Origin of the sequence: Pseudogemmobacter sonorensis, assembly GCF_042762395.1 — a bacterium.
GTDB lineage: Bacteria > Pseudomonadota > Alphaproteobacteria > Rhodobacterales > Rhodobacteraceae > Pseudogemmobacter > Pseudogemmobacter sonorensis.
Genome location: NZ_JBEFZE010000040.1, coordinates 17,054 through 31,657, shown reverse-complemented (window position 1 = coordinate 31,657; position 14,604 = coordinate 17,054). Strand labels below are relative to the sequence as shown.

Sequence of the window (14,604 nt, the reverse complement as noted above, 5' to 3'; positions counted from 1 at the left end):
CGTGACGACCTTCTGGGCCGACAACCTGCCGGGCCTCACCGCCCTGCCGGACCTGCCCGCCGTGACGACCTTCCGGGCCTACAACCTGCCGGGCCTCACCGCCCTGCCGGACCTGCCCGCCGTGACGACCTTCTGGGCCGACAACCTGCCGGGCCTCACCGCCCTGCCGGACCTGCCCGCCGTGACGACCTTCCGGGCCTACAACCTGCCGGGCCTCACCGCCCTGCCGGACCTGCCCGCCGTGACGGACTTCTGGGCCGACAACATGGTTCGGAAACTCAGGAGCAAATCATGACCACCAGGGACATTTCCGACATGGTGCAGATCAGGAACCGGCTTCGCGCGCGGCTCTCCCGTCAATCCGCCGACAGCATTCCTGCGCATCTGCCGCCGATCCACTCGGCTTTCGGCCTCGCGATGGCCCTGAACCAGATCGCCAATCGCGGCCACACCCTGCCGGGCGAAATGCCGGTTCTCAGCGCCGCGGCCAGCATGTTGTTCGCCGCCAGCCGGGAGGGTGTCCTGTGAAGCGTTTTCTCGATCGACTGGCGGATATCATCAGCGGCAATGAGTTGAGCCGGTTGCGTTCGCTTCTCCTGTCCGAGGAGACGAAGAGTGCCGAGCTGCGACACAACCTCAAGACGCTGTGGCGCGAGGTGCATGAACTGAACAGGCAACTCGGCCTGTCCAACTACATGAGGCGCGAGTCCGAAGTGCATCGCGAACGCGCAAACAGGGCTGCGGATGCGAACGTCAAGTGGAGGCTCGAAGCCGACATGGCGCGGGCGAAGGCGATCAGCTACGCCGAGACGCTGAAGACCATCGCCGAGATCCCGGTCCACATCCGCAGCAACGGCACGGTTCGGCGCCTGGTGCGGCTGGCCAAGGATCGGCTGTCGTGATCCGCCAGCCATCGACCGCAACGCAGCTTTTCGCATGGTGACGCGCCGCGCTGTCAGATCCGGCTATGACCCGGGAACCCAGCTTCCCGCAGTGCGGCTACTACAAGCGCCGCCTTGTCAGAGGCGGTCCCTGGGTTGCCGCACGGATCTGGTGCGAGCGGGAGGTCTGCCCGGAAACCGGAGAACTTGCCGCCCCCGAGCGGATGCGCTGCGAGGTCGATGGCCAGATTTCGGATGCGGTCGACAACTGGACCCACCTGACCCCGATCAGCCGCGATGAATACGAGGCGATCCTTCATCGGCGCCTGAACATCGCGGGGATGATGACCCCGCAGACCCCCCTTGATCTGACCCGACGCCCGATCTGGCCGTCTTGACCGCGAGGAACTGGAAATGAACGACATGACGCCCCCGGCTGGTCCCGGCCACAACTATCCCCCGCCCTACGATCCCGACATTCTCGCGGATCTGGTCGGTCGCACCGATGAATTCATGTCGACTTCGACCCGGATCAGGCGCGATTTCAATCCGATCCGAACGGAAGAGCATGCGCAACTTCTGACGGATCACATCAGCGGCCTGCGGGGCCTGAAGAAGCAGGTCGATACCGCCCGCGTGACCGCCAAAAAGCCTCACGATGACGCAGCCAAGGCGGTGCAAGCAGCCTTCACCCCGGTTCTGGACCGGATCGGCAAGGCAACCGACGCCATGCTCGCGATGCAGGGCGAATACATGTCCCACAAGGCCGATCAGGAGCGCAAGCGCAAAGCCCAAGAAGCCGCCGCCGCCGCTGCAACGAAGGCGGAAGCCGACCGCCTCGCCGCCGAAGCCGCGAAGACCGGCGATCTGGATGCCGAGGCGAAGGCCGAGGCGAAGGCAAAAGAGGCTGAAGCTTTGGCGAAACAGGCCGCCAAAGAGGTGAAGGTCAGCGCAACCTCGGCCACCGGCGCCGGGCGCACCGTCACCATGGTGAAGATCCGCGAGGCGAAGATCACGAACATCAACCTGTTGTTCGTTCATTACCGCGCCCGGCCCGAGGTGGTCGACCTGCTGACCCGCCTTGTAAATGCCGACATCCGCTCCCGCGAGGTGGATGAAAGCCAGATCCCCGGCATCGAGATCATGGAACGCGAGGTGCCGAGGTGAGCGCCGGGACCATCACCATCACCCTGACAGCGGCGGAGGCGGACGAGCTGAGTTTCGCCACCTCGGACATTCTTTGCTGGTGCAGCGGATTCAACTCTGCCCGCGAAGGCACGGGCATGGATGGAGGCCCGATGGGTCTCAATCCTCTCCGTAATTTCAACATCAAGCTCAAAGGCGCGCTGGACGCGGCCGAGAGGGGTAACTCGAAATGAACGCCATCACCACCCAAACCGCCGCCGCGCCCGCGCCAACGATGACCATGGCCCCCAGCAGCCCGATTGCCTTGCTGATGGACCCCGGCAAGTTCGATCATATGTGCCGCGTCGGCCGCATGTTCGCCATGTCGCCTCTCTTCCCGCAGCACCTGCGGGGCGGATCGGTCGAGGCGGGCACCGCCAATGCCGTGCTTGTTCTGAACATGGCGCACCGGCTGAACGAAGATCCGCTCACCGTGTCGCAGCAGATCTATTTCGTCGGCGGGCGCCCGGGCTGGAACACCAGCTACATGATTGCCAAGGCAAACCAGCACGGCGTCTTCAAAGACGTGATCGATTGGGACGTGACCGGGAAGGGCGACAGCCTCTCCGTAACCGCCTTCGGAATCCTGCGCACTACCGGAAAGCGCGTCTCCGTCACCACCAGCATGGAGATGGCCAAGAAGGAAGGCTGGACCAAGAACGCGAAGTACCAGTCCATCCCGGAACAGATGCTGCGTTATCGCTCGGCCGCCTTCCTGATCCGGCTCTACTGCCCGGAAGTCATGGTCGGCGTGCCTTCGGTGATCGAGCTTGAGATGGAGGCCCGCGACATCACGCCCGAGGGCGGCCCGATTATCGAGGCAAACGATGATCCCGCCGTCGACAGCACCGCCCAGCCTGCGAAGGAGGAGGTCGCGCCGGTGAGCAACCGCGCCGAAGCGCAGAAGAAATACCGGCAGGAGGTGTCCGCCCAGAGGTCTTCCCGTCGCGACGGCACGCCCTATGCCCAGACGGGCAGCAAGCAGCCCGACGATGACGCAAAGGCCACGCCGCAGGGCGACGACGAGGGGAACGCGCAGGGCGACATGCTCGAAGACGGGCAGGATCAACAGGATCAGCCGTCCGAGGAGGAGTTCGAGCGTTTCTCCGGCGTGGCTGACCTGATCCTTGCCGACATCCAGAACGGTGCGGAGGGCGACGAGATCGACCAGCTTTACGGCCCGCAGATCGAAACCATCCGCGCCCGGTTCCCCGACCTGATGGAGATGATCAACAAGGCTTTCCTCGCGCGCCAGTCGCGCTGAGCTCGCCGTGAGGCTTCCCGCCTGGATCGTCCTGGGCCGGGACAGGCACCCCAGAACCCTGTTTCGGAGCCCGAGGCTCAAGATCATCGCCGGTCCAAAAACCTGCATCGTTACAAGGAAACCGAAATGAACATGCAATCCAGCGCCTTCGCGGCAAACCGCAAGCCGGTCCATGTCACCTTCGACACGGAAACCACCGGCCTGTTCCAGTTCAAGGATAAGGCCACCGGGCTTCCGGTCCCCGCCGATGCGCCCGGGCAACCCCGACTCGCCTCCTTCGCCGCGATCATCGCGGATGCCGAGGGGCAGGAGATCGAACGGCACAAGTTCTATGTGAAGCCCGATGGTTGGAGCATCGACGGGACCGAGGCTGGAAGGGTCAACGGCCTGACCGACGCCTTTCTGAACGAGAACGGCGTTCCGGTTTCGGAGGTCCTGGACATCTGGAACACCTGGATCGACGCAGGCCTTCAGGTCTCGGCCTTCAATGCGCAGTTCGACCAGAAGATGATGCGCGCCGAGCTGCGCCGGGCCGGGCGCGACGACAGGTTCGAGGAGACCAAAGCCTTCTGCCTGATGCGCGCTCTCGCCCCCTATGGACCGGAAGGCCTCTGCATCTCTCGCGGCTACGTCAAACTGTCGGAAGCCTGCGCCTATTTCGGTATCGTCAACGAAAACGCCCACGATGCCATGTCCGACGCGGAGGCGAACCTTCGGATCCTGCAAATCCTGATCCGCGATGGCCGCGTGCCCGAGGCGAAGGTTCATTATTCCAAGGCGCGGGAGGGCTCGGTTTGAAACAGGATCCGAAAGGCGCGTTTTCCTCGATCCTCAACGACGCGGCCCGCGCCACCCCCGGCGGCCTCCTCGACCCCGCCAGCGCCCGGGGCATGGTCCGCCGGGCGGTGAACATGGGCGTTCCGCGTGAACAGGCCGAGGAGATGGTGGCGCTTCTGGCTGTGCGCCCGCGCCACCAGATCACCCGGGGGATCGAGTGATCCGAGAAGGGCAGGAGGAAGACGTGATGCAGCATCGATACGGAGTTGGAGGAACAGTCGGGATGATGGTTCGTATGCCCAAAGAACTTCGCGATCAGATCAAATCGGCGGCGGAAGTAAGCGGTCGCAGCCAGAACAGCGAGATCGTGGCACGGCTTGATACGACCGGAGTCATCAGCCTGCGCGACTGGTTCGCCGGGCAGGCGCTGGCGGGCGTCATGGACTTGTGCCGCAGTGATACGCTGCTTCCCGGTCAGACCCGCAGCCAACTGTTCGCGGCCACAGCCTACCGTCTCGCGGACGCAATGCTCGCCGCCCGCGCGGAAGGCGGTGCGCAATGACCCCGGAACAGCTTGCCGACACCATCCTGCGCGCCGCTGGATCAGCCCTGCGCCATTACACCCCGACCAACCGCGCCGCGATCATCGATGCAGCGCGAGAGGCGATTGCACAGATCAAGGAGGCCGCGCATGGCTGACCGCACCACCGCGCCCAAGGGCGATTTGATCGAGGCGGCCGCGAAGCTGATCTATGAACGTGGGATGTTGTTCATGCGCACCGGCAAGCCAGCATGGGTCGAGCGCGGAAATAGCATTGCCCAGACAGAAGCGCGGCGGTTAGCCCGTGAAATTCTCGAAATGACCACCCCATCACAGGGGGAGACGCCAGCAGCGGCAGAGCCGGTGGCGGGCTGGCCGGAACGGATCTGGGCAGATCAGGACAACCTGACTTGGGTCGAGGCTGACCCCAACGAGGTCATGAGGGGCGATGAGGTCTGTTACATCCGCGCCGACCTCGCCCACCCCTCCGGCGCGGAGAGCCTGTGGGCGGAGGTGAATCGGCTGACGGCAGAAGTCGAGGTAGCATGGAAGGGCGAGCGTGATCAGTGGTTGCACGACTATGATGCGATGACGAAGAAGCGTGACGCCGCGCTGGCCCGTGTCGCGGAACTGGAAGCCTCCCTTGGAGCAGAGCGTGACAGCGCCGATGAGAAGGGGGAGTGACCATGGGGATGACGCCTTACACACCGGAAACACTTGCGGATAGATGGGGTGTCAGCGCATCGTCCGTTCGCAACGCCTGCCGGAAGGGGGAGCTTCGACACTTCCGGTTCGGCAATCTCTATCGCATCCCCGCCGCTGTCGTGGAGGAAATCGAACAGTGCCAGATTTCAGCATCGGACGCCTCCGAGGTGGATATTGTGTCTATTGGACAGGCGAGGATGGCAGACGCGTCCGGTATCAGCTTTCGGCACGCACCCGAGCGCAAGCGGAGCCGGAAGCCCTAGACCTCTATCGCAGCAAGCTTTTCTCGCAATCCCAGGCGGGGGCGACTGTGGCGATGCTGTGGGATGGATACCGGCGCGATCTGGGTGGCAAACCGACAGCTGAAACCATGGGATATACCGGAAAGGCCGTTCTGGCGCATTTCGGGGCCTATCGCCCCGACCAGATCACGACCGAACTTTGCCGGGCGTATGCGCGTGACCGCATGGCGGCGGGCATCTCGCAAGGGTCCGTCCATACCGAACTTGGACATCTGCGCAGCACTATGACGTGGGCAGAGCGCAACAGGTTGATCGAGGCGGCGCCTCATATCGAGCGCCCCGCCAAGCCCACGCCGAAAGAGCGGTATCTATCGAAAGAGGATGTGGCCAAGCTTATCGAATCCGCCGAAGCGCCGCATATAGCTCTGGCAATTCATCTTCTGTTCGCAACGGCTGGCCGGGTCGGGGCGGTTCTTGATCTGACGTGGGATCGCGTAGACATGGAGCGCGGGACGATCAACCTGCGCCTGGCCGATGCCCGCACCCGCAAAGGACGGGCCATCGTTCCGATCAATCGTGGACTGATGGCCGCATTGCAGACGGCGCGCGAGGCGGCCCTATCGGATCATGTAGTAGAGTGGGGCGGCAAGCGTGTTGCCAGCATCCGCAAAGGATTCGAGGCTGCATGCGGCCGTGCGAAACTGACAGGAGTGACGCTGCACACGATCCGCCATTCCGCCGCCGTGGCCATGGTTTCCAGTGGGATCCCGATCACTCAGGTTGCGCAATACCTCGGCCACAGCAATCCGAGCGTGACCTATTCGACCTATGCCAGATTCGCGCCAGAACATCTTGCCGATGCCGCCGAGGTGCTGGATTTTGTGAAGCTCCGCGCCGCGCGATAGGTTAGGTGAACTGATGGGCGCTTCGTATGAAGAAGCCCCAACACAGCTAAGTGTCGGGGCTTAATGCATAAAATGGTGGGCGATAACGGATTTGAACCGCTGACATCTTCGATGTGAACGAAGCGCTCTACCGCTGAGCTAATCGCCCGATGGGGGGCTTCTAGCGTCAGTCGTCGGTCTCTGCAAGAGGCTCTTTGGCGTCGGCGGGGCGGGTTTTATGGGGGCCGCGCTTGACCTTCAGCGTCAGATGCGCCGCGCCCGCCTTTTCCGCATGCTTGACCACCCGCGCCCGGCCCAGGCCGGGCAGGTTCAGTTCGTCACCCCGGCCGAGCGCCTCGCCCAACTCGGCCAGAACCGCTTCGATGATCTCCTTGGCGTCCTTCTTCTTCGTCCCGGTGGCCGAGACGACGCGCTCGACCAGATCCTTGAACTTGAAACCGGCGCCGCGGATCGAAAGCGCGGCACTCGCCGCCGGTTCGGCACTGGCGGAGGGGGACGGCGCGGCGGCGGCAGCGGTCTTGGCGCCGGTCTTCGCCCCAGCCTTGGAAGCGGCCTTGGCGGCACTCTTCGGAGCGGTCCTGGGCGATGCCTTTGGGGCCGCAGCCTTGGCGGCAACGGCCTTGGGAGAGCCGACCTTCGGCGAACGGGGCTTGGCGGCATCCGCCCCGGCAGCAGATGGTGTCGCGGCGGATTTCGTCTTCGTTGCCATTGGGGAACCTCCTACTCCACGGATCCGGGCCAAGCCTACCTCCCGTCGGCGCGCGACACCAGAGCTATCGCCACCCCCACGGCCCCCCCACGGCCTGGGCGCGAGGCCCGAAGCACGGCCACGGATCGCCGTCCCGGATTATCTCGGGGGATCCCACCGGGGGCCGAGGCAAAGCCCGGTCCCGACGCCTTTTCTCAGCCCGGAGATGCCCCACGGAAAACGCAGCCCGCAAGGAGACCCAAGCGCCATGCGCCCTCAGGCCCCCGGCCAGTGAAACGGCCAAGGGCACGAAATACGAAAGGGCGCGGCCCAGACCGGCCCGCGCCCCCGCTTTTTCCCGTCCGCACGCCCACCGAACCGGCCCGGCGGGCGATCCGGCTCAATGCGCGATCTGGGCCGGCAGTTCGGCCGCCGCCCGGCGGGCGGCCGCGGCGGCCTCTTCGGCGGCCTCGTCCCATTCCACCGGCTCGGGCTGGCGGGTCAGCGCGCGGGCCAGAACCTCACGCACATGGGAAACGACAACGATCTCAAGCCCTTCCTTCACATTCTCGGGAATGTCGGCCAGATCCTTCTCGTTCTCCTCGGGGATGAAGACGGTGCGGATGCCGCCGCGCAGCGCCGCAAGCAGCTTCTCCTTCAGCCCCCCGATCGGCATGGCATTGCCACGCAGCGACACCTCGCCGGTCATGGCGATGTCCTTCCTGACCGGGATCCCGGTCAACGTCGAGACGATCGCCGTCACCATCGCCAGGCCCGCCGAGGGACCGTCCTTGGGCGTCGCCCCGTCCGGCACATGGACGTGGATGTCCAGCGTGTCGAACTTCGGCGGCCGGATCCCGAGCTGCGGGCTGATCGAGCGCACATAGCTCGATGCCGCGTCGATGGATTCCTTCATCACATCGCCCAGCTTCCCGGTGGTCTTCATCCGCCCCTTGCCGGGCAGTTTCAGCGCCTCGATATGCAGCAGATCCCCGCCCACGCTGGTCCAGGCCAGGCCCGTCACCACGCCGACCTGATCCTCTTTCTCGGCCAGACCGTAGCGGTGGCGCCGGACGCCCAGGTAATCCTCGGCCTTCTCGGGCGTCACATCGACGGATTTCGTGGCGCCCTTGAGGATCTCGGTCACCGCCTTGCGGGCCAGTTTGGCGATCTCGCGCTCAAGGTTCCGCACTCCGGCCTCGCGGGTGTAATAGCGGATGACGTGGTTCAAGGTCTCGTCCGGGACCGAGAATTCGCCCTTGCGCAGCCCGTTGGCCTTGATCTGCTTGGGCAACAGATACTGGCGCGCGATCTCGCGCTTTTCATCCTCGGTATAGCCCGAGAGCGGGATGATCTCCATCCGGTCCAGAAGCGGCCCCGGCATGTTGTAGCTGTTCGCCGTGGTGATGAACATCACGTTCGACAGGTCGTATTCGACCTCAAGATAGTGATCGACGAAAGAGCCGTTCTGTTCGGGGTCGAGCACCTCCAGCAGCGCCGAGGCCGGGTCGCCCCGGAAATCCTGGCCCATCTTGTCGATTTCATCCAGCAGGATCAACGGGTTGGTGGTCTTGGCCTTTTTCAGCGCCTGGATGATCTTGCCCGGCATCGAGCCGATATAGGTCCGCCGGTGGCCGCGGATCTCGGATTCGTCGCGCACGCCGCCGAGCGAGATGCGGATGAACTCGCGCCCCGTGGCCTTGGCCACCGAACGCCCCAGCGAGGTCTTGCCCACGCCCGGCGGGCCGACGAGGCACAGGATCGGGCCCTTGAGCTTGGCCGAGCGCGCCTGGACCGCCAGATATTCGACGATCCGCTCCTTGACCTTTTCCAGCCCGAAATGGTCGGCGTCCAGCACCTTCTGTGCCGCCGGAAGATCCTTCTTGGTGCGCGACTTCACCCCCCAGGGCACGCCGAGCAGCCAGTCGAGATAGTTCCGCACCACCGTCGCCTCGGCCGACATCGGCGACATCGACTTCAGCTTCTTGACCTCGGCCTCGGCCTTTTCGCGCGCCTCCTTGGAAAGCTGGGTCCTGGAGATCCGCTCTTCCAGTTCGGCAATCTCGTTCTGGCCGTCCTCGCCGTCGCCCAATTCCTTCTGAATGGCCTTCATCTGCTCATTCAGATAATATTCGCGCTGCGTCTTCTCCATCTGGGTCTTGACGCGGGACTTGATCTTCTTCTCGACCTGCAGCACCGAAAGCTCGCCCTGCATCTGGCCGTAGACCTTCTCCAGCCGCTCGGCCACGACAAGGGTTTCCAGAAGGCCCTGCTTGATCGCCACATCGACGCCCAGATGGCCCGCGACCAGATCGGCCAGCCGCGCCGGTTCGCGGGTTTCGGAAACCGCGGCCATGGCCTCTTCGGGGATGTTCTTCTTGATCTTGGCGTAGCGTTCGAATTCGTCGCCGACCGCGCGGGTCAGCGCCTCGACCGAGGCCTCGTCGCCCAGACTTTCCTCAAGCAGGACGGCGGTGGCCTCGAAATAGGCGGGATTGTCGATGAAATCGCTGATGCGGACGCGGGCCTTGCCCTCGACCAGCACCTTCACGGTGCCGTCGGGCAGCTTCAGAAGCTGCAGCACATTGGCCAGGACGCCGGTGCGGTAGATGCCATCGGCGGTGGGGTCGTCCACGGTGGGGTCGAGTTGGCTGGACAGCAGGATCTGGCGGTCGTCCTGCATCACCTCTTCCAGCGCCCGCACGGATTTTTCCCGGCCGACGAACAGCGGCACGATCATATGGGGAAAGACCACGATATCGCGGAGCGGCAGGACGGGGTAGCTGCTGGAGGAAAATTCGCTCATTCGGTCATCCTTCGACTTTCGGCAGACGGTGCGGCCCCGGCCATCGGCAGCCATCGCCGTCTCCATCGGATTTGTGACAACTTGTGTCGCGAAACGCGCGTTTTCAAGCTGCGGTCCGATCACGTATCGCGTGAGTTTAGCGCCTGCCGCCGCAGCCGCAAGAGGCGAAGCCCTCCCCATCGGGGGGCAAAACCCTCGGGGTCAAGGGACGAAACCCTCCCAATCCCGGGGCAGGGTCGGGGCGAAGACCTGGCCCGGGGGCGCGAGGCGCCGGGAAACGGCCGCAGCGGGCGGCGGGTCGGGCCGGGTCAGATCGGCTCGATATCGCCCTCGCCGCGCCGCGCGTGGAATTCGGCGACGAAAGCGTCGAGCCGCCCCTGGCCGATGGCCTCGCGCAGGCCCGCCATCAACTCCTGATAGTAATGCAGGTTGTGCCAGGTCAGCAGCATCGAGGCGATGATCTCCTGCGCGCGCAGCACATGGTGCAGATAGGCACGCGAATAGCCCCGGCAGGCCGGGCAGGCGCATTCCGCGTCCAGCGGGCGCGGGTCGTCCTGGTGGCGGGCGTTGCGCAGGTTGACCTGGCCCCGGCGCGTCCAGGCCTGGCCGGTGCGGCCCGAGCGCGAGGGCAGCACGCAATCCATCATGTCGACGCCGCGCTGCACCGCGCCGACGATATCGTCGGGCTTGCCGACCCCCATCAGGTAGCGCGGCCGGTCCTCTGGCAGGAAGCCTGGCGCATAGTCGAGCACGCCGAACATCGCCGCCTGCCCCTCTCCCACCGCGAGCCCGCCGATCGCATAGCCGTCGAAGCCGATTTCGGTCAGGGCGCGGGCGCTTTCCTCGCGCAGCTCCGGCGTGACGCCGCCCTGCATGATGCCGAAAAGCGCGTGTCCCGGCCGGTCGCCGAAGGCCTCGCGCGATCTGAGCGCCCATCTCATCGACAGCCGCATGGATTTCTCGACCTCCGCCTCGCCCGCGGGCAGCGCCGGGCATTCGTCGAAACACATCACGATGTCCGAGCCGAGCAGCTTCTGGATCTCCATCGACCGCTCGGGCGAGAGCATGTGCTTGGAGCCGTCGATATGGGAGGAAAACCTCACCCCCTCCTCGGTCAGTTTCCGCAGCCCGGCCAGGCTCATGACCTGGAAGCCGCCGGAATCGGTCAGGATCGGGCGGTCCCAGTTCATGAAACGGTGCAGCCCCCCCAGCCGGTCGATCCGCTCGGCCCCCGGGCGCAGCATCAGATGGTAGGTGTTGCCCAGCAAGATGTCGGCGCCGGTCGCCGCGACACTTTCGGGCAGCATCGCCTTGACGGTGGCGGCGGTGCCGACGGGCATGAAGGCGGGGGTGCGGATCTCGCCCCGGGGGGTGGCGATGATGCCCTGGCGCGCCCGTCCGTCCGTCGCCTGAACCGTGAAGCCGAAACCCGTCGCCATCCGCCCTGATCCGCCCTGGAAGTGAAACAGCGCCTTCCTGCGCCATATCGGGCCGATTGCCAAGCCTTGCGGAAGGGTTGCGTTTCGCCGCGCCGGTCGGCCCCGTGGCGGGCCGGTGCGGGACATGCCCGGGCGAGACGCGGGGGCGCGGAGAATGACTATGCAGGACATGGCGGTCGGGTTCGGAGTTGCGAGGGGTGCGGCGGGGCATTTCGCCGCAAACCACATATGCCGATCGGCGCGGATAGAAACCGGCAGGTCCGAATGGGCAGGCGCCGACACGCGTAGAGACCAATCTGGGCAGGAGCCGATCTGGGCAGGAACTGACAAGGACAGAAGCCGACAAGGGCAGGCGCCGATATGGTGGCATGGATGCGAACCGGCGGTTTCGCGTATCAGGGCGCCGCATGTCGGCAGTTCCACATGCCGCATATCCGCAGGTCCGCATATCGTCGCCCCGCACAGCCCTCTCCGCATCCAATTTCTGTGGCGAAACGCCTTGGTATGATTCGGGGCCTCTCAGCATAGGCCCAGCGCATCCCTCGCGCATGCGCGCCGTGCAAGCCCCTCAGTATGCGCGCCGTGCAAGCCCCTCAGTATGCGCGCCGCACAGGCTTCTCCATACGCGCCAGATAGGCCTTTCGCACAAGCACCGCACAATTTCGCACAAGCACCGCACAAGGCGATGCACGGACCGCCAAACGCCGGGCTGGGGTCGCGGTGGCCCGGGTGCTGTTCCGCCCGCCCCGGCGACGAAGCCCACCCCTGCCCTAGCGCCTCAACCTAGCCGTCAGTCGCCATTGCCGAACGCCCCTCCCCTCACGCCGCGCCTCCTGCCGCAGGGGGCGTCAATGCAACTGCCCCTGGACCGTCGATGTCAGGTCGGTCAGCGAGAAGGGCTTGGGCAGAAAGACCGAATTCGGGATCCGCGCCTGGTCTTCGCTGAGCGCATCCTCGGCATAGCCCGAGACGAAGACCACCCGCACATCCGGCCGGTCCTCCAAGGCGCGCCGGACCCAGCTTGGCCCATCCATCCCCGGCATCACCACATCGGTCACGAAGACATCGACCTGGAGCAGCGGATCCTCCAGCGTCTTCAGCGCCTCCTCGGCATTCTCGGCCTCCAGCACGGTATAGCCGCGCAGCCGCAGCGCGCGGCTGGCAAAGGCGCGGACCGGGGCCTCATCCTCGACCAGCAGCACCACGCCCGAACCGTCGCGCTGCAATGCCGAAATCGGCCGGGGCAGCAGTTCGGGGTCCACCTCGACGGGCGGCGGGTCGGGCTGGCTCTGCACCGGGAAGAACAGCTCGAACGTCGTGCCCTGGTCGAGCACGCTTTCGACGAAGACGAAACCGCCCGATTGCTTGACGATGCCGTAGACAGTCGACAGGCCCAGCCCGGTGCCCTCGCCCGGGCGCTTGGTGGTGAAGAAGGGCTCGAAGATCTTGTCGATCCGGTCGGGCGGAATCCCGCAACCGGTATCCTTGACCCGGATCAGCGAATAATCGCCCGCGGGCAGCCGCGCCCCGGCGCGCTCCAGCGCGATGCCAAGCGTGACCGCCTCGGTCTCGATGGTGATCGTGCCACCCGAGGGCATGGCATGACGCGCATTGACGACAAGGTTCATCAGCACCTGTTCCATCCGCCGCCGGTCGGCCCGGATCGGGCCGAGCGCGGGATCATGCGAGACCCGCAGCGCCACCCGCTCGCCCACCAGGCGGTTGAGCAGATGGGTCGCCTCGGAGACCACCTCCTGCAGGTCCAGCCTTTCGGGCTTGAGCGTCTGCTTGCGCGAGAAGGCCAAAAGCTGGCTGACCAGCGCCGCCGCGCGATTGGTGTTCTGGCGGATCTGCTCCAGATCGGCGAAATCGGTATCCTCGCGGTCGCGCCGCAGCAAAAGCAGGTCGCAATGGCCCGAGATCGCGGTCAGCAGATTGTTGAAATCATGCGCGATCCCGCCCGCAAGCTGGCCGACCGCCTGCATCTTCTGGCCCTGGTTGAACTGCGCCTCCAGCCGTTTCAGCGCCGTCGCATCCGACAAAATCGCCAGCGCGCCGCTGCGGCCGTTCTCGATGAAGCGGCTGAGCTGGACCTGGACGAAATGCTCCTCCTCCCCCAGGCGCAGCCGCAGCACCTCGGCCCCCGCGGGCAGGCGGCCCGCGATCACATCGGCCAGCCAGTCGCTGACCGGGCGACCCAGATCCTCGAACAATTCGTGGAACGACAGATGCGGGGCGAAGGCCGCGCCCAGCAGGCCGCGCGCCGCCGCATTGGCCGCCCGCAACCCGCCGTCCCCGGCGAATTTCAGCAGCGCGACCGGCACATTCTCGAAATCGGTGGGGATCGTGTCGGGCTCGTCGCCAAGCGCCGAGGGCACCAGATAGATCTCGCGCCGGTCGCCCGCCCCGTCGACCTCGGCCACGATGGCGCGCAGGGGGCCGTCGGCGGCGCGCACCCGCACCTCTTCGCCGGACACGAAGCGGGGCTGGGCGAAGATCCGGTCCAGCCGCTTGGGCCGCTCGCCCAGGATCCGGCGCATCGATTCGTTGGAAAACAGCACCACCCCGCCGCGATTGGCCACCACCATCGGCAGGCTCAGCCCCTCGGCCCCGCCCCGGCCCGCCGGGCCGCGATCCTGGAACTCCTCCAGCCGCCACAGGAAGCGCGCGGGCGCGATGCGGTGGACCGAGATCCGCAGATGGCCGCGCCGCGTCACCACATCCTCGCGCGCGGCGCCGGAGGCGGCGGCGCGCTGCTGCAACCGGTAGAGCACCGCCGAGGGCGAGGCGATCACCTCATGCAGAAGTCCGACCAGCGTCCGCGCCGGTTCGGCGCCGAACCGGGCCTTGGCGCTGCCGTTGCGATACAGGATCTGGCCCAGGTCGTCGGTGGCAAAACAGGGCGCGGCATCCTCGCCCACCAGCGCCGCGATCATCTGTGCGCGCCGCTCCGCGCTCCAGGCCGAGAGACGCGCCAGCCCCGCGATGCCAAGCGCCACCGCGACCAGCGTCAGCGCCGAAAGCACCATGGTCAGCCGCAGCGCCCCGTCCCCCAGCCCCAGGGCCAGCGCGAGCAGCCCCGCCGCCAGGACAACCAGCCAGATCAACCTTATCCGCAGGCCGCGCGCCGTGGCCATCACCGTCCTGATTTCGCTTTCCGTCCCGATCACC

17 protein-coding genes, 1 tRNA gene and 1 pseudogene are annotated in these 14,604 nt (G+C 65.8%); 14 read left to right on the top strand and 5 right to left on the bottom strand.

What is annotated here, in order from left to right; translation table 11 throughout:
• From ABNX41_RS19415 to ABNX41_RS19350, 14 genes and pseudogenes are all read left to right on the top strand, one after another.
• Positions 1–295 (top strand): annotated as a pseudogene (locus ABNX41_RS19415) (hypothetical protein); the annotation flags it as partial.
• On the top strand, positions 292–528 hold the full coding sequence (locus tag ABNX41_RS19410) for a hypothetical protein (protein WP_438671345.1): 237 nt from the start codon (positions 292–294) through the stop codon (positions 526–528). The pseudogene ABNX41_RS19415 and the gene ABNX41_RS19410, both read left to right, overlap by 4 nt.
• Complete coding sequence (locus ABNX41_RS19405) at positions 525–902, top strand: hypothetical protein (RefSeq protein ID WP_438671344.1); 378 nt, start codon at positions 525–527, stop codon at positions 900–902. Before ABNX41_RS19410 ends, ABNX41_RS19405 begins: the two co-directional genes overlap by 4 nt.
• 65 nt (positions 903–967) lie before the next feature.
• On the top strand, positions 968–1,279 hold the full coding sequence (locus ABNX41_RS19400; RefSeq protein WP_438671343.1) for a hypothetical protein: 312 nt from the start codon (positions 968–970) through the stop codon (positions 1,277–1,279).
• Between the two features lie 16 nt (positions 1,280–1,295).
• Entirely contained in the window at positions 1,296–2,048 is a 753-nt protein-coding gene (locus ABNX41_RS19395) for a hypothetical protein (RefSeq protein ID WP_438671342.1), read from the top strand.
• The gene (locus tag ABNX41_RS19390) at positions 2,045–2,260 is read left to right on the top strand and encodes a hypothetical protein (protein ID WP_438671341.1); all 216 of its coding nucleotides are present in this window, start codon (positions 2,045–2,047) and stop codon (positions 2,258–2,260) included. The genes ABNX41_RS19395 and ABNX41_RS19390 overlap by 4 nt, the downstream gene beginning before the upstream one ends.
• Complete coding sequence (locus ABNX41_RS19385; protein WP_438671340.1) at positions 2,257–3,330, top strand: recombinase family protein; 1,074 nt, start codon at positions 2,257–2,259, stop codon at positions 3,328–3,330. The genes ABNX41_RS19390 and ABNX41_RS19385 overlap by 4 nt, the downstream gene beginning before the upstream one ends.
• Positions 3,331–3,456: 126 nt before the next feature.
• On the top strand, positions 3,457–4,128 hold the full coding sequence (locus ABNX41_RS19380; RefSeq protein ID WP_438671339.1) for a 3'-5' exonuclease: 672 nt from the start codon (positions 3,457–3,459) through the stop codon (positions 4,126–4,128).
• Positions 4,125–4,328 carry a hypothetical protein gene (locus ABNX41_RS19375; RefSeq protein WP_438671338.1) on the top strand — a complete coding sequence of 68 codons (204 nt, stop codon included), beginning with the start codon at positions 4,125–4,127 and terminating at the stop codon, positions 4,326–4,328. Before ABNX41_RS19380 ends, ABNX41_RS19375 begins: the two co-directional genes overlap by 4 nt.
• Before the next feature lie 62 nt (positions 4,329–4,390).
• Positions 4,391–4,669 (top strand): Arc family DNA-binding protein, encoded by a 279-nt coding sequence (locus ABNX41_RS19370; protein ID WP_438671337.1) that lies wholly within the window; start codon positions 4,391–4,393, stop codon positions 4,667–4,669.
• Positions 4,666–4,806, top strand: a complete 141-nt coding sequence (locus tag ABNX41_RS19365) for a hypothetical protein (protein ID WP_438671336.1) — start codon at positions 4,666–4,668, stop codon at positions 4,804–4,806. Before ABNX41_RS19370 ends, ABNX41_RS19365 begins: the two co-directional genes overlap by 4 nt.
• A complete protein-coding gene (locus tag ABNX41_RS19360; protein ID WP_438671335.1) occupies positions 4,799–5,332 on the top strand; it encodes a hypothetical protein in 534 nt (177 codons plus the stop codon). Before ABNX41_RS19365 ends, ABNX41_RS19360 begins: the two co-directional genes overlap by 8 nt.
• A gap of 2 nt (positions 5,333–5,334) precedes the next feature.
• The gene (locus ABNX41_RS19355; protein ID WP_438671334.1) at positions 5,335–5,616 is read left to right on the top strand and encodes a helix-turn-helix domain-containing protein; all 282 of its coding nucleotides are present in this window, start codon (positions 5,335–5,337) and stop codon (positions 5,614–5,616) included.
• A gap of 53 nt (positions 5,617–5,669) precedes the next feature.
• Positions 5,670–6,500: a tyrosine-type recombinase/integrase gene (locus tag ABNX41_RS19350; protein WP_438671349.1), complete on the top strand. Its 831-nt coding sequence runs from the start codon at positions 5,670–5,672 to the stop codon at positions 6,498–6,500.
• Between the two features lie 73 nt (positions 6,501–6,573).
• Here the strand turns inward: ABNX41_RS19350 and ABNX41_RS19345 are convergent.
• The 5 genes from ABNX41_RS19345 to ABNX41_RS19325 all read right to left on the bottom strand — a co-directional run bounded on the left by ABNX41_RS19345 (position 6,574) and on the right by ABNX41_RS19325 (position 14,570).
• Positions 6,574–6,648 (bottom strand) — tRNA-Val (locus tag ABNX41_RS19345).
• Between the two features lie 18 nt (positions 6,649–6,666).
• Entirely contained in the window at positions 6,667–7,209 is a 543-nt protein-coding gene (locus tag ABNX41_RS19340; protein WP_438671333.1) for an HU family DNA-binding protein, read from the bottom strand.
• A 379-nt stretch (positions 7,210–7,588) separates the two neighbouring features.
• Entirely contained in the window at positions 7,589–9,994 is a 2,406-nt protein-coding gene (gene lon / locus ABNX41_RS19335) for an endopeptidase La (RefSeq protein ID WP_438671332.1), read from the bottom strand.
• 308 nt (positions 9,995–10,302) lie between these two features.
• On the bottom strand, positions 10,303–11,433 hold the full coding sequence (gene tgt / locus ABNX41_RS19330) for a tRNA guanosine(34) transglycosylase Tgt (RefSeq protein ID WP_438671331.1): 1,131 nt from the start codon (positions 11,431–11,433) through the stop codon (positions 10,303–10,305).
• An 848-nt stretch (positions 11,434–12,281) separates the two neighbouring features.
• On the bottom strand, positions 12,282–14,570 hold the full coding sequence (locus tag ABNX41_RS19325) for a hybrid sensor histidine kinase/response regulator (protein WP_438671348.1): 2,289 nt from the start codon (positions 14,568–14,570) through the stop codon (positions 12,282–12,284).
• Positions 14,571–14,604 lie beyond the last annotated feature (34 nt).